This window comes from Methylobacterium sp. J-088 (assembly GCF_022829295.1).
In the GTDB taxonomy this organism is placed as follows: domain Bacteria; phylum Pseudomonadota; class Alphaproteobacteria; order Rhizobiales; family Beijerinckiaceae; genus Methylobacterium.
In genome coordinates this window covers 1-14063 of record NZ_JAKSYH010000277.1, presented here as the reverse complement: position 1 = coordinate 14063, position 14063 = coordinate 1, and the positions used below count along the sequence as shown (strand labels likewise).

The 14063-nt window shown below is 65.9% G+C and carries 13 protein-coding genes and 1 pseudogene; 6 read left to right on the top strand and 8 right to left on the bottom strand.

Translation table 11 applies throughout. The features are described from left to right. Positions 1-576 precede the first annotated feature (576 nt). A complete protein-coding gene (locus tag MKK63_RS29985; protein ID WP_244008029.1) occupies positions 577-939 on the top strand; it encodes a transposase in 363 nt (120 codons plus the stop codon). 49 nt (positions 940-988) lie between these two features. On the opposite strand, the gene MKK63_RS29980 is transcribed toward MKK63_RS29985, so the two are convergent. The 7 genes from MKK63_RS29980 to MKK63_RS29950 form a co-directional block, all read right to left on the bottom strand. Beyond that, complete coding sequence (locus MKK63_RS29980) at positions 989-1951, bottom strand: acetamidase/formamidase family protein (protein ID WP_244008027.1); 963 nt, start codon at positions 1949-1951, stop codon at positions 989-991. 18 nt (positions 1952-1969) lie between these two features. Continuing rightward, positions 1970-2683 carry an urea ABC transporter ATP-binding subunit UrtE gene (gene urtE / locus MKK63_RS29975; protein WP_244008025.1) on the bottom strand — a complete coding sequence of 238 codons (714 nt, stop codon included), beginning with the start codon at positions 2681-2683 and terminating at the stop codon, positions 1970-1972. After that, a complete protein-coding gene (locus MKK63_RS29970; protein ID WP_244008023.1) occupies positions 2680-3390 on the bottom strand; it encodes an ABC transporter ATP-binding protein in 711 nt (236 codons plus the stop codon). Before MKK63_RS29970 ends, urtE begins: the two co-directional genes overlap by 4 nt. Beyond that, entirely contained in the window at positions 3387-4487 is a 1101-nt protein-coding gene (gene urtC / locus MKK63_RS29965) for an urea ABC transporter permease subunit UrtC (protein WP_244008021.1), read from the bottom strand. Before urtC ends, MKK63_RS29970 begins: the two co-directional genes overlap by 4 nt. Then, complete coding sequence (gene urtB / locus MKK63_RS29960) at positions 4484-6094, bottom strand: urea ABC transporter permease subunit UrtB (RefSeq protein ID WP_244008019.1); 1611 nt, start codon at positions 6092-6094, stop codon at positions 4484-4486. Before urtB ends, urtC begins: the two co-directional genes overlap by 4 nt. Positions 6095-6107: 13 nt before the next feature. Then, the gene (locus tag MKK63_RS29955; protein ID WP_244008017.1) at positions 6108-7334 is read right to left on the bottom strand and encodes a transporter substrate-binding protein; all 1227 of its coding nucleotides are present in this window, start codon (positions 7332-7334) and stop codon (positions 6108-6110) included. A 624-nt stretch (positions 7335-7958) separates the two neighbouring features. Continuing rightward, entirely contained in the window at positions 7959-8522 is a 564-nt protein-coding gene (locus MKK63_RS29950) for a cupin domain-containing protein (RefSeq protein WP_244008015.1), read from the bottom strand. Positions 8523-8717: 195 nt separating this feature from the next. On the opposite strand from MKK63_RS29950, the gene MKK63_RS29945 reads away from it, so the two are divergent. Genes MKK63_RS29945 through MKK63_RS29930 form a run of 4 tightly spaced genes read left to right on the top strand, consistent with a single transcriptional unit; the run spans position 8718 to position 12176 of the window. Then, positions 8718-9491: an ABC transporter substrate-binding protein gene (locus tag MKK63_RS29945; protein ID WP_244008013.1), complete on the top strand. Its 774-nt coding sequence runs from the start codon at positions 8718-8720 to the stop codon at positions 9489-9491. 5 nt (positions 9492-9496) lie between these two features. After that, positions 9497-10150, top strand: a complete 654-nt coding sequence (locus MKK63_RS29940; protein ID WP_244008011.1) for an amino acid ABC transporter permease — start codon at positions 9497-9499, stop codon at positions 10148-10150. Next, positions 10147-10878 carry an amino acid ABC transporter ATP-binding protein gene (locus MKK63_RS29935; RefSeq protein ID WP_244008009.1) on the top strand — a complete coding sequence of 244 codons (732 nt, stop codon included), beginning with the start codon at positions 10147-10149 and terminating at the stop codon, positions 10876-10878. Before MKK63_RS29940 ends, MKK63_RS29935 begins: the two co-directional genes overlap by 4 nt. A gap of 8 nt (positions 10879-10886) precedes the next feature. Continuing rightward, complete coding sequence (locus MKK63_RS29930) at positions 10887-12176, top strand: NAD(P)/FAD-dependent oxidoreductase (RefSeq protein WP_244008007.1); 1290 nt, start codon at positions 10887-10889, stop codon at positions 12174-12176. 602 nt (positions 12177-12778) lie between these two features. On the opposite strand, the gene MKK63_RS29925 is transcribed toward MKK63_RS29930, so the two are convergent. Continuing rightward, positions 12779-13054, bottom strand: coding sequence for a hypothetical protein (locus MKK63_RS29925; RefSeq protein ID WP_244008005.1), 276 nt, complete (start codon positions 13052-13054; stop codon positions 12779-12781). 476 nt (positions 13055-13530) lie between these two features. Between MKK63_RS29925 and MKK63_RS29920 the strand changes: the two are divergent. Beyond that, positions 13531-13845, top strand: a pseudogene (locus tag MKK63_RS29920) (porin); the annotation flags it as partial. Between the last annotated feature and the right edge of the window lie 218 nt (positions 13846-14063).

The window sequence follows — 14063 nt, the reverse complement described above, 5'->3', positions numbered from 1 at the left end:
CCGGCGGATCGTCGACCCATGCGGATGCATCCTGTACCGTGCGGCAGCCCACACTAGTGCTCTGACGCATTCACTTCGTTCATGCGAGTGAGCACTAGTTCTTTGGTTTTGCATCAATTTTTCCAGACTCGGCTGACGCCTTCGTCTGGATCGATGCACTAGCGCGAGGAAGGCGCCGACCGAGAATCGGGCCCAAATTATCGGACTGGATCCGTTATCGAAGACATTATTCATTGCTACTGGTCGCTCCGGCCGTTGACGGCGCTGCTATGGAGTCTGTTTTCCCATATCACTGCTCGAAAGCGGACCGGCGGCAATTCACCCATCTGAGACGTTCGTCCGGGTATTAGGCGGCGGCAGATGCTGGCCGTAAGCTGCCGGTCCGCATCAAGACGACTGGGACGACAAAGCGGATACGCAGCGGTCTCAACGCGAGAGACCGCATCGCTCACACTCACCGGCGTACGCAGGTTCCGCCCCAGGGAGTCGTCAAGCCTACCGCGTTGTGGCCGGTCCGCTTCTTGCTCGCCCTCACACCGAGGTGTGCACGCAAGCCGCCGAACCGGGAGATCCCGTATGCGTCGATCCCTGCACACGGACGAGGAGATCGCCTTTCTGCTGAATGAGGCTACAGGGGGCATTCCGATCGCTGAGATCTGCGCGAGCGCCCATGTTTCACTCGGCACCTTCTATCGCTGGCGGCGGCGGCTCGGCGGGCTGAAGCCTGCCGGCGTTGCTCGCCTTGATCAGGTCGAGCGCGAGAACGCCAGCCTCCGGGCAGAGGTGCAACGACTCCGCGCAGCCTTGCTGGTGCAGCCGCTCCGGCCGAAACCGCTCCGGCCGGTCCCGACGGAGGGCGCGGCCCTGGCTCAGGGGCCGCGCCATCGCGGCGCCCAGGCCTGTGTCGGCCGGTTCGCCTTCGGACGAAGCGCGAACTGAGGCACAAAGACCGCCGGGGTCGGCGCATCGAAGCCAGATGCCTCCGGGCTCAGACCGTCCCGGACGAGGACGACTCGAGGGCCGACTTGGACATGAGCATGTGCACGCCCTTGTTGCCGTCCACCGTCTGGGTGATCCGCAGGTTCCCAGCCAGCGAGCACAGCATGTAGGCCTGGTTGCGGGTGAGGCTGGTGCGCGCGCAGACGAGGCGAACCATCTCGCGCACGGCCTGCCGCATGGCCTCGTCGAGACTCTCGTGCAGGCCGATCGACATCAGGTCGGTGGGCGTCTCGGCGAAGGGCCAGCCACCCGGGAGATCCTTGCGCACCGTGAGCCGGAACGTGCCGGTCAGCCCGGTCTCCAGGGCGGTGATGCAGACCTCGCCGTCGCCCTGCACGCCGTGGCCGTCGCCCGCGTAGAAGCCGCCGCCGGCGTTGAACACCGGCAGGTAGAGGCTCGTGCCGATCCGCATCTCCTTGTTGTCCATATTGCCACCGAAGGCCCGGGGCACCGGTGTGCCGACCCGGCCCCAGGCGGCCGGCGGGGCGGTACCCAGGATGCCGAAGAACGGGTCGAGGGGCAGCTCCGTGCCCCAGGGCAGGCGGCAGACGCCGCGATCCACGTCGATATCGGCGTGGATCGTCTCGTAATCGGTGAACTCGTCTGGCAGGGTCCCGAGCAGCGGCAGGATTGCCACAAAGCCCCAGTCGAGGCGGAACTTCAGATCGAGGATGTCGACCTGAAGCATGTCGCCGGGCTCGGCGCCCGCGACGTGGACCGGTCCGGTGACAAAGTGTGGGCCCGGGCCGCGCTCCAACGTGTCGAGGGCGTGGAGAAGGTCGGCGGGCACCCGGGCGGGGTCGGGATGGAGCGACTCACGCCCGCCCGCCGGGTGCGAGTGCAGGGTGACGGTGTCGCCCGATTGCACCGTCAGGACCGGCGCCAGCGCGGCGTCGAAGTAGCCGAGCACCATGGTCTCGGGCGTGGCGGGGATCTCGTGATGCGTGGACATGGCGTCTCCTTCCGGACGTCAGACGGCGATGTGCCGGGTGAGGGAATCGTGGCTCAGCACCCTGGGATCACCGCGCTCGACGACGCTACCGCGCGACAACACCACAACGGCATCGGCGACCCGGAGGGCGAAGTCGAGGTATTGCTCCACGAGCAGCACGGTGATCCGGCCCTTCAGCCCAGCGATCACCGCCTCGATGGCAGCGACGATCGACGGCTGGATGCCTTCAGTCGGCTCGTCGAGCAGCAGGGCGCGGGGCCGGGTGGCCAGTGCCCGGGCGATGGCGAGCTGCTGCTGCTGGCCGCCCGATAGGTTGCCCCCCGGGCGGTGCCAGAGCCCGCGCAGTGCCGGGAACAGGGCGACGGCCTCGTCGACCGCGTCGGTTCGCTCCAGCCCGTGGGCCCGGGCCGCCACCCGCAGGTTTTCGGCAACGCTCAGATCCGGAAAGATCTCGCGCCCCTGCGGCACGTAGGCGAGGCCCGCGCGGGCGCGCCGATCGGAGCCGAGGCGCGTCAGGTCGGTCCCGTCGAGGTCGATCCGGCCGTGGCTTTCCGGGATCAGGCCGGTGAGGCAGCGCAGCAGCGTGGTCTTGCCGGCGCCGTTGCGGCCGAGCACGGCGAGGCAGGCCCCCGGCTCGACCGCGAGGCCAATTCCGCGCAGCACCTGCGCGCTGCCGTAATGCTGATCGAGCCCCTCGACGGAGAGGCGCGCGGGTTGGGATGGGTGCGTCATCGGCCGAGGAACACCTCGATCACTCGGGAATCGCCGCGGGCGCCCTGCATGCTGCCCTCGTAGAGCGTGCGGCCCTCGTGCAGCACCGTCACCTGATCGGCGATGGCCTCGACGAAGCCCATGTCGTGCTCGATCACCAGGATGGCGCGGTCGGGCCGGCGCAAACTCCGGATCAGCGCGGCGGTCTGGGCGGTCTCGGCGTCGGAAAGCCCGGCCACCGGCTCATCGAGGAGGAGAAGCACCGGCTCGGCAGCGAGCACCATCCCGATCTCGAGCCACTGCTTCTCGCCGTGGGCGAGGCTGCCGGCCAGCACCTCGGCGCGGGGGCCAAGGCCGATCTCGCTGAGGACAGAGGCGATGCGGGCTGGGCGGTCGCGGGCTGGCAGCGCGGGCCCGCAGCCGATTTCCAGGTTCTCGCGCACGGTGAGCGCCGGGAAGACGCTGGGCTTCTGGAACTTGCGCCGCACGCCGGCCTTAGCGATCTCGGCCTCGGTACGCTGGGTCAGGTCGATCCGGTCGCCGAGCATAACCCGGCCGGAGACCGGCTTGGTGATGCCGGAGATCACGTCGAGAAGCGTGGTCTTGCCTGCGCCGTTCGGACCGATCACCGCCCGAACGTCGCCGGAATCGACTGCCAGGGAAACGGAATCCAGCGCAGTGAAGCGTCCGAAGACGACCGTCAAGGCCTCGACCACGAGGGCGCTCACCGTGCGCCCCGCAGCCAGGCCGGGCGCGGACGCAGGGCCGCGAGGTCCAGGAGCCCGTTCGGCAGGACCAGCACCACGAGCAGCACGAGCCCCGACAGGATGAAGGGCCACGCCTCCGGCATCGCGGCGCTCAGCCAGAACTTCAGGCCGTTGACGAGGATGGCGCCGATCACCGCACCGCCGAGCCGCCCCAGGCCGCCGATCGCCACCCACACGGCGATCTCGATGGAGAGGTCGGGGGCCAGCACCCGCGGGTTGATGATGCCGACCTGCGGCACGTAGAGGATGCCGGCCAGCGCCGCGATCATGGCCGAGAGGCACCAGATCCCGAGCTTCAGGCGGGTGGTGCTATAGCCGAGCGTGCGCAGGCGGGTCTCGTCGTCGCGGCAGGCGAGCATCCGGCGCCCGACCGCGCTGCCGATGAGAAGCCGCGTGCCGGCGAGCACCGCCGCCAGCGTCAGCAGGGCGGCGACGGCGAGCCCTGTGACGACGCCGGGAGATCCCATCGGCCAGCCGAACAGCAGCGGGAAGCCGGTCATGCCGTTATTGCCGCCGAGCCCGGTATCGTTGCGGTACATTAGCAACATTGCGACGTAGACGAGCGCCTGGCTGATGATCGAGAAGTAGACGCCGTTGACCCGCGAGCGGAACGAGGCGAGCCCGAACACGAAGGCGACCAGACCGGCGAGCGCCAGCGCGAGGACGAAGGCGTAAGCGGCATGGTCGAGGCCGGACCAGTAGGCCGGCAGGCTCTTCCAGCCCATGAACTGTACGAAGTCCGGCAGCACGCCAGTCGCGGCCACGCCGTCCGCGAGGAGGTGCATGGCGCAGACATAGCCACCGATGGCGAAGAAAAGGCCGTGCCCCAGGCTGAGGATACCGAGATAGCCCCAGATGAGATCGAGGGACACGGCCAAGATCGCGAAGGCCGCGAGCTGGCCCAGCGCATTGACGAGATACGGCGCGGGCGACGCCACCAAGAGCACCGTCGCGGCGGCAAGACAGAGACCGACGAGGCTGGCGATCAAGGGATCGCGAACGGCGCGGCGCGCCGGTCCGGCGGGGGAGGCCAGAGCGGTCTGCACGCCACCGCTCATCGCCGCCGCCGCACAGCGAACAGCCCCTCGGGCCGGCGCTGCAGGAACAGGATGATGCCCACGAGCACGATCACCTTGGCGGCGACCGCGCCGGAGATCGGCTCGATCAGAACGTTGGCGCCCCCGACCCCGAGGGCGGCCACTAGAGTCCCGAGGAGGCTGCCGACACCGCCCAGCACCACGACCATAAAGCTGTCGACGATAAAGCCCGAGCCCATTCCGGGATTCACGCTGTAGATCGGGCAGAGCGCCACCCCGGCGAGACCCGCGAGGCCCGAGCCCAGCCCGAAAGCCAAGCGGTCGACTCGGCGGGTCGGCAGGCCGAGGCAGGCGGCCATGTCGCGGTTCTGCGTCACGGCGCGGATATCGAGGCCGAGCGGCGTGCGCCGCAGGATCAAGAGTGTCAGCACGACGGTCGCCGCCGCGAAACCGATGGCAAAGAGGCGGTTCCAAGTGACGACGAAGTCGGCGTAGAGCGGCACGCCGCCGCTCACATAGGCGGGCATGATGAATTGCAGGTTCTGCGTTCCGACCGTCACCCGCACGAGATTCACGAGGAACAGGCTTACGGCCCACGTGGCGAGCAGGCTCATGAGCGGCCGACGGTACAGGTGGCGCAGGATCAGCGCCTCGACCACGATCCCCACCAGGGCGACCGCCAGAAAGGCCACGGGAATCGCCGCCACGAGGTAGAGGTCGAGCAGGTCGGGGGCGAGGCGGCGGAAGGCCTCCTGCACGCCGTAGGTGGCGTAGGCGCCGAGCATGATGAACTCGCCCTGGGCGAGGTTGATCACGCCCATCAACCCGAAGATGATCGCGAGCCCGGCCGCCGCCATGAACAGGATGCTGGCGAAGCTCAGTCCGTTGTAGAGCACCGCGAGCCCATCGCCGATCGCGACCGCGCGCGTGACCCGGCTGAGCCCAGCATCGAGGGCCGCCCGGAAAGCCGGATCGGCGGTGTAGGCGGGATCGCTCTTCAGCGCCGTGAGCCGCGCCTCGGCGGCTCCCGACGGGCTCGCCGCCACCGCGGCGATCGCCGCCCGGCGCCGGGCCGGATCGGGTGACGACAGGGCGGCGGCCTGGGTAAGGCCGGCGATCGTGGCTTTGAGCCCCGCATCCGTCTCCGCATCCCGCGCCCGGTCGAGCACGGCCGCCGGAACGGAGGCAACGCGCCGTTCCACGACGGACAGCCCGGCGCCACGGGTTGCAGGATCGGGTCCGGTCAGCAGGGCCACGACGCCGCGCGCAGTCTCGACGGCGGCCCGCTGGCGCAGGCCGAGGACCGGCGCGCGCGCCTCTGCAACTGGGCGCACCGCGCCGGTGAGCGCATCGTGCCCTTCGGGCGCACCTGGGCGATCGAGCAGGAGGGCGCCGTCCGCCGGGCAGGTCAGGCGGCGCTCGGCGAGCGCGCCGAGGAGCCGGCCGGCGTAGGCGAGGTCGTGGGCCGGCAGAACCCCGCCGGCCTTCACAAAGCCCTCGACCCCGCGGACCTGCGCGGCGCCGTCCCCGCACAGATCCTGCGCGAACGCCGCGCGATCGAACGCCGCCGCTGAGGATGGGACAGCCCAGAGCCCGAGCCAGCAGAGCGCCAGGACAGCGCGGAGCAAAGACCGCTTTGGATCAGCCATAGGGGCTGAACGGGGCCGGTTTCGGAGCGTCCGGGGATTGCCAGAGAACGTCGAAGCCGCGCTTCTCGTTGACCGAGCCGATGAACACGCCACGGGAGACGTAATTGTTCTCCCCCGTCATGGTCAGCGTGTAACCGGACGGGTCGTCAAAGCTCAGACCCGCAAAGGCTTTGCGCACCTCAGGCACTGCGAAAGACCCGGCCTTGGCGGCCGCGAGCGCCCACAGATGGACGCTGTCATAGGCCGAGACCATCGGGTCGATCACCGTGTCGGCGCTGAACGGGACGTTCTTGGCCCTCACGTAGGCGGCCCAGTCGGCGAGGAACTTCTGGTTGCGCTCGCCCTTGGCGGCCTGGAGATAAGCCCAGCAATTCAAGTGGCCGACGAGCTTTCCGGTGTCGAGCCCTTCGAGGTCGGCCTCCACCATGTCGAGGCCGAGGATCGGCACGTCGGTGGCGCTGATGCCCTGGTTGGCGAACTCACGCAGGAAGTCGGGGATCGAGGATCCCACCACGGTGAGCACCACGATCGCTTGGCCCCCGGGCTGGCTGGCGAAGCTGCGCACTTGGTTCACCAGCGTCTGGAAGTTCGAGAAGCCGAAGGGCACGTATTCCTCGCGCCATGCGCTCTCGGGGATGCCCTTGCTTGTCCAATACCCCTTGAGCTGCTTGTTGATCGTGCGCGGCCAGACGTAATCCGAGCCGATCATGAAGAACCGCTTCGCCCCGACGCCGTCGGGGCCCATCAGGTAGTCGACCGCCGGCAGCACCGAACTCGCGGGCGGCGAGTTCACATAGACGACGTTCTTGGAGTTCTCATCGCCCTCGAAGTGAAGCGGATAGAACAGCAACCCGTCATTCTGCTCGACGACCGGCAGCACCGACTTGCGCGATACGGAGGTCCAGCAGCCGAACAGGGCCGCGACCTTGTCCTGCTGGAGCATCTGCCGCCCGACCTGTGCGTAGAGCGGCCAGTCTGACGCGGGATCGGAGGTCACCACCTCGATCTGGCGGCCGTTGACGCCCCCGCGCCCGTTCAGCTCATCGGCAGCCATCCGGACCACGTGGTTCAGCCGGCCCTCGAGATTGGCCATCGTGCCGGACGACGAGAACAGGCAGCCGAGCTTGACGGTGTCGGCTGCGAATGACGGTCGGATGAGGGCTGGTGCTGCAAGCAGCGCCGCCGTGCCGACGAAGCTGCGCCGCGTGAGATGCGTCATCGACCCCGAAGCTCCCGTAAAGGACAAGCCGATTGTCGACCGCAGCCGGGGAGACGGGAAGGTTAAAGAGACTGCAGGTCGGGGTGCGCGTTGCGCGTATTGACGGCACTTGTGCGCGCGATGTGCGGTCCGTAGCCGCGAGTGTCAAAATTGACGTCTCGAACAAACCCGCGGGGGACGCCCCGGGGGACGCGCAGCATCTTACAACCTGCGTGGGTTGAAGCTGCGGCAGTGGAGCAACCGAATCACGCGTCCGCGGAAGGCACGCTTGGCGGGACGTGGTCACCCACGCAGCGTCGTGCCTGTTCACAACTACAGGTTGGCGTGCGGTCGAGAGCGTGAGGTGCCGGGTGGCCGGATCTCATCGACCGGCTTGACCCGGTCCGAACCACACATCTGCCTGCTTCCGACGATGGCCTTTACCGCGCTGTTGATCCGAGTGGCGTCAGGTGCCAGGCGCCAATCTATCGCTGCACCGGCAAGCAGCCTTCGACGCGACCGGCATGGGAGTGCCCCCGCCGGGGTCCGATTCGGCATCCACTGACCACGCCGCGGCGGCGCTCGAGCATCTGCTGCTCCGCGTTCGTCCCGTAGCCGTTGTGCGCCGGAGGCCGACCGGCCCTATCACGGCCGGGATTTGGAAGATCCGAGGACGTTGACCCATAGCACAATGGTCGGTCCGTCCGGGTTGGGATTGCTGAAGCGATGCGGCCGTCTGCTCTCGAACCGGAAGCTGTCTCCTTCCATCAGGTAAAGCGTTCGCGCCTCGACGACGAGAGTGAGGCGTCCCTCAAGGACGAGGCCGGCTTCCTCGCCTTCATGGCTGAACAACTCGTCACCCGTGCTGGCGCTGGGTTTCAGGACCATATGGAACAGGCTCAGGCCTTGCGTTCCGCCGGGCGGCGTCAGCAACTGCTTGGTGATGCCAGCACGCCAGAGCTGCAGTTCAGGCCGGTCCTTTCGGAACACCACGATCGGATCCGGATCGGGCTCGTCCAGGGTGGCTTCGAAAAGCCCCCCGATCCCGATCTGCAGGGTGTCCGCGAGGAGCGCCAGCACGCGGAGGGATGGTGAGGACAAGCCCCGCTCGACCTGACTGATAAAGCCGATCGATAGCCCGGTGCTGGACGCCACTGCTTCCAGCGAGAGGCCGCGTGCTCGCCGAAGGTTGCGCAGGCGCTGCCCCACGGCCCTGTCCACGGGTTCAGGGCCCGTCGGCCCATCACGGGAAATGCTCACCACCACACCAGCCTGCCTCTCGTCGACACCTTCATGCACGTGAAAACGTCTTGCGTCGATGACGAAAACATGCGGTATTCTTCACTAATGTGAAATCGGGCGCGGCCATCGCCGTACATCCCGGCCACATGCGGGAGCGGCATGATGAGAAGACGGTTGGCAAGACTGTGTCTGGCGTCGGCGCTGCTCTTCGGGCTGCTGGGTCAGGGAGTTGGTGCCGAGCCGCTGAAAGTCGGTGCGACGCCCACCGGCCTGCCCTTCACGTTCCTCGACACCAAAACCAACACCATCCAGGGCGTGATGGTCGACCTCGTCAATGCGGTTGGCACGGAGGCAGGCTTCTCAGTCGCGGTGGAGCCGCTGCAATTCTCGACGCTGATCCCGGCGCTCACCGCCTCGAAGATCGACATCATCTCGGCGGCGATGTTTATCACACCGCAGCGCAAGGAGGTCGTAGCCTTCTCAGCGCCGGTCTACAGCTATGGCGAGGGCCTGATCGTCCCGAAGAGCGACACTAAGGACTACACTTCCTTCGCCGACATGAAGGGCGAGACCGTCGGGGCCCAGGTCGGCACCGCCTTCGTCGAGCCGCTGAAGAAGTCGGGCCTCTTCGGAGAGGTGAAGATCTACGACACGATCCCTGACATCATCCGCGACGTCAATTCAGGCCGGTTGAAGGCTGGCTTCGCCGACGCGCCGATCCTGGCCTACTACGTCAAGCAGGGCGTGTTCCCGGGCGTGCGCCTGGTCGAGACCTTCAAGCCGACCGTCGTCGCCTCGGTAGGTCTCAGCGTGCGCAAGACTGACACCGCGCTCCTCGCCAAGATCGACGCGGCGCTCGCCAAGCTCAAGGCCGACGGGACGCTCCAGGCGATCCTCACGAAGTGGGGCCTGCCGCCCTCCGCCGACCGGTCCTGAGCCTCATGCGCGAGTTCCTGGTCGACGCGCAGGAGTATCTGCCGATCCTGCTCCAGGGCGTGCAGCTTACGGTTCTGATCACCCTCGCCTCGCTGGTGGTTTCGACACTGCTGGGCCTCCTCTGGGCGGTGCTGCGGGTCTCCGGCATCGCGATCCTCGCCGGCTTCAGCGCGGTGATGATCAACATCCTGCGCGGTATCCCGATCATCGTGCAGCTGTTCTATATCTACTTCGTCATGCCCGATTTCGGCCTGTCGCTGACGGCTGTTCAGGCGGCGATCATCGGGCTCGGCATCGCCTACTCGGCCTATCAGGCCGAGAATTTCCGCGCCGGCATTGAGGCGGTGGATCGCGGGCAGGTCGAGGCGGCTCTGTCGATCGGCATGGGCTGGGGCATGACCATGCGGCGGGTGATCCTGCCGCAGGCGATCCGGATCGCGCTACCGCCCTACGGCAACATCATGATCATGATGCTCAAGGACTCGTCCCAGGCTTCGACGATCACGGTCGCGGAACTCGCCCTTCAGGGCAAGCTCATTGCGTCATCCACTTTCAAGAACACCAGCGTCTATACGATGGTGGCGCTGATGTACCTCGCGCTCAGCTTGCCGCTGATCCTGCTGGTTCGCCATTTCGAGGCGAGGGGTCGGCACCGATGATCGTCCTGAAGGATGTCCGGAAGCATTATGGCGCGCTTGAAGTGATCAAGGGGGTCTCGGCCGAAGTCGCCAAGGGCGAGGTGGTGTGCATCATCGGACCGTCGGGCTCCGGCAAGTCGACCCTGCTTCGATGCATCAACGGGCTCGAGGCCTATGACGGCGGTGAGATCCACATCGGCGGTCAGCGGGTCGATCGGGATGCGCGGAGCATCAAGGCGATCCGCACCCAGGTTTCCATGGTGTTCCAGCGCTTCAACCTGTTCGCTAACCGCACCGCCCTGGAGAACATCATCGAGGGGCCAATCTACGTGAAGGGCGAGTCCCGTCCGGAGGCCGAGGAGCGGGCCGCCGCCCTGCTCGCCCGGGTCGGTCTCGAAGGCAAGGAGCACGCCCGGCCGGATCAACTCTCTGGCGGTCAGCAGCAGCGCGTCGCGATCGCGCGGGCGCTCGCCATGCGGCCGGAGGCGATCCTGTTCGACGAGCCGACCTCGGCGCTCGACCCCGAACTTGTCGGCGACGTGCTGCGTGTGATGCGAGGCCTCGCCGACGAAGGGATGACGATGATCGTGGTGACCCACGAGATCGGCTTCGCCCGGGAGGTAGCCGATCGAGTCCTGTTCCTCGATGGGGGCCGCCTTGTCGAGCAAGGACCGGCCTCTGAGGTTCTGAACCGCCCTCAGCACCCCCGCACCCAGGACTTTCTGCAGCGCGTGCTGCATCCGCTGTAGGAGAGGTCGTGGCCGAACCCTTCCCGCTTGCCCCGTCGCTTTGGGCCACCACCGCAGCGCCGGCGCCAGCGACGCCGCCGCTCGCCGAATCAGAACGGGCCGACGTGGTGATCGTCGGCGGCGGCTTCTGCGGCCTGTCCACGGCGCTGCATCTTGCCGAAAGGGGCATCCGCCCAGTCGTACTGGAGGCGCGCGAGGTCGGCTTCGGCGGCTCCGGGCGCAACGGTGGGCAGGTCATCCCGGGGCTGAAATATGATCCCGCCGACCTTGTCGCCCGGTTCGGGCGCGAGCGCGGCGAACGGCTCGCCCGCTTCGCTGGTGGCACCGCCGATACGGTCTTCGATCTCATTGCCCGGCACGGGATGGACGTACCGCACCGGCGCGAGGGCTGGATCCAGGGCGCCCACACCGAGGCCGGCCTGGAGGAGGTCGCGCGGCGGGCACACCAATGGGCCGACCTCGGCGCCCCGGCGCGCGTTCTCGACAAGGCGGAGACCGACCGGCTGCTCGGCACGGAACGCTATCTAGGCGGCTGGTTCGACGGCCGCGGCGGCGCGGTCCAGCCGCTGAGCTATGCCCGGGGCCTCGCCCGAGCCGCCCTTAAGGCCGGGGCCGCAATCCACGGCGGATCACCGGTGACCGCCCTCGATCGCACGGGATCGGGCTGGATCGTCACCACGGCGCAGGGCGCCCGACTCACCACCGAGCGCGTCGTCCTCTGTACCAACGGGTATACCGGTGGGCTCTGGCCCGGCCTTGCCCAGACAGTGATTGCCGCCAATTCCTTCCAAGTCGCGACAGTGCCGCTCTCTGACAACCTGCGGCGCTCGATCCTGCCCGAAGGGCAGGTCTCCTCGGACACGCGCAAGCTGCTGCTCTACTTCCGCCTCGACCATACCGGTCGGCTGCTGATGGGCGGACGCGGTCCATTCCGGGAGCCGCGCGGTCCGCAGGACTGGGCGCATCTCGAACGGATCATCGGCAAGCTCTTTCCGCAGCTCGACGGGGTCGCCTTCGACCACCGCTGGTGCGGCCGCGTGGCGATCACCCGGGATTACCTGCCACATCTTCACGAGCCGGCGCCCGGCCTGCTCATCGACATCGGCTGCCAGGGCCGGGGCGTGGGACTTCAATCGACGATGGGGCGGGCGATCGCTGAGTACATCGCGACCGGCGATGCCAACAGCCTCCCCCTATCAGTTACGCCCATCGCGCCGCTGCCACTCCATGCGCTGCACCGCTGGTACGTTTCTGCGATCATCGCTTGGTATCGTTTGAGCGATGGCGGGATTCGCTGAGAGATTGATCCGTCTCGAGATCGCCTCCGGCATGGATGACATAGCGCCGTTGCCGGACCGCTGCCGAACTCCTTTCGACGGTAAGAATGGGCACACAGCAGACGACTGAAGTTGGCCGTAAGCAGTTCGTCCGCTTAGAAGATGCGCCACTGAAAAAGCGGACGAACCTCATTCGACCGCTTTTGTCAAAAAAGCTCAGGCCCTGAAGCGGCATTCATGAGATAATTTACCGCAGTCGAGAGAGAATCGATCAAAAGATTGAATAATCGATCTTTACGTCTTAATCTATGATTGCTCGCCAAGTATACGCGCACTTGCCGCCTATTTGTTTGGCACCATTGACTGCTTTTGCGATCTAATCGACATACGATTGGCGCTGGCCCTGTTTTATATTTCAACAGGCCGCTCCTCCGTCGATCCCGAAATCGTAAGCTCTTGAATTATGGCTAACTTAGAACCGAAGATCGACATACCACCAGCCTGGAGGGGTTGAGCTGGAGCGTTCGAGACGCTCGCGGCACGTCGTGGATCAATCGAATCCGCGCTCGGCCTAGCGCGGCTCGCCACGCCACTGCGCGTCGTGTGCGCCAAATGGCGTGGCCTCACGCCGACGGGGTCGCTGCGCGGGCGTCGCGCTGGCCTCTGACCAGCCAGGTCCGGATCACCCAAACGGCTCGAATGAGCACGGCTGCCGCATAGGCGAAGCTGATCGCGATCAAAGCCATACCGATCAGCGTATTTCCCGCATCGTCGTATTTCAGCGTCTCGGCCAGCGGCAGGAACATCACGTAGGAATGCGAAAATGCGAGCAGGCCAAATAACGACCAGGCCAGGATGATCAGGAACGCGCCGGCAATCCAACTATCCAGCTCACCCATAGTCCATTCCCCCTCAAAGGACCGATTTCATACTCGTAATTATCTTTAAAATCCATACCAGTTCCCATTTTTTAAATTGAAATCTGCCGTTGAATTGAAAATTCAACGGCGACAAAAAGTAACATTTCAAAAATTGAAGATTGCCGGGGCTGGATCGGCGCGAAGCTGCGATCCGGGCCAAGCGTCGGCCTGCGCCTCCTGCGGCCCTCGTCCCAGACACCGAATGTCCTCTCCGCTCCCCCGATTTTAAATCAAAAAGCTGTTTTATAAAATCAATACAGATTTTCAAACAAAAATGCATTTTATTTGGCAAAGATAAATCGCTTCGATACGGTCAAGCTGCCGATCTCGTGAGCGGCCAAATATCTAAAATACTGCGGCAGATCGCTGGATACGGACTCTTTCAGTGGCCTGAACGCGGAACTTTGGGTTGTCGCCTGCACGAATGTGCACGCGGCGTCGCATGTGGGGATACTATGATCGATCTCAAGACGCTCTTGTTGTGCAGTTCGGCGATCCTGGTCTCAGGGGTCGCGGCAGTAGCGGCCGATCTTCCAACCATGAAGGCCGCGCCGATCGAGTATGTGCGCGTGTGCAACGCCTATGGCGCAGGCTTTTTCTATATTCCTGGCGGCGATACCTGCCTTCGTATCTCTGGCCGCGCGCGGTACGATTTTCTGTACCAGACCAGCAAGGTCCGCACCGGAACCGGCGGTGATCTGACCGGCTATCTTGGACTCATGCGCATCAACCTCGATGCCCGCACGCAGACCGATTACGGTACTCTACGCGTGTGTAGGGCGGTGACGAAACCATCCACTGGAGCGTCGGCGGGGTGCTGATGCGGCCGGGGTAAAAGCCGGCCAGTGGAGAGGCTTCCCATTCGGGAGGCGCACAGGATGTTTGTCGTGGAAGGTTAAGCCGCCGTTCGTCAGATCGTTTTTATCGATGCCCACTCTCCTTCTCGCGCACCCCGGGTACTCGGTTCTAATCCTGATGTGCTTTGCCA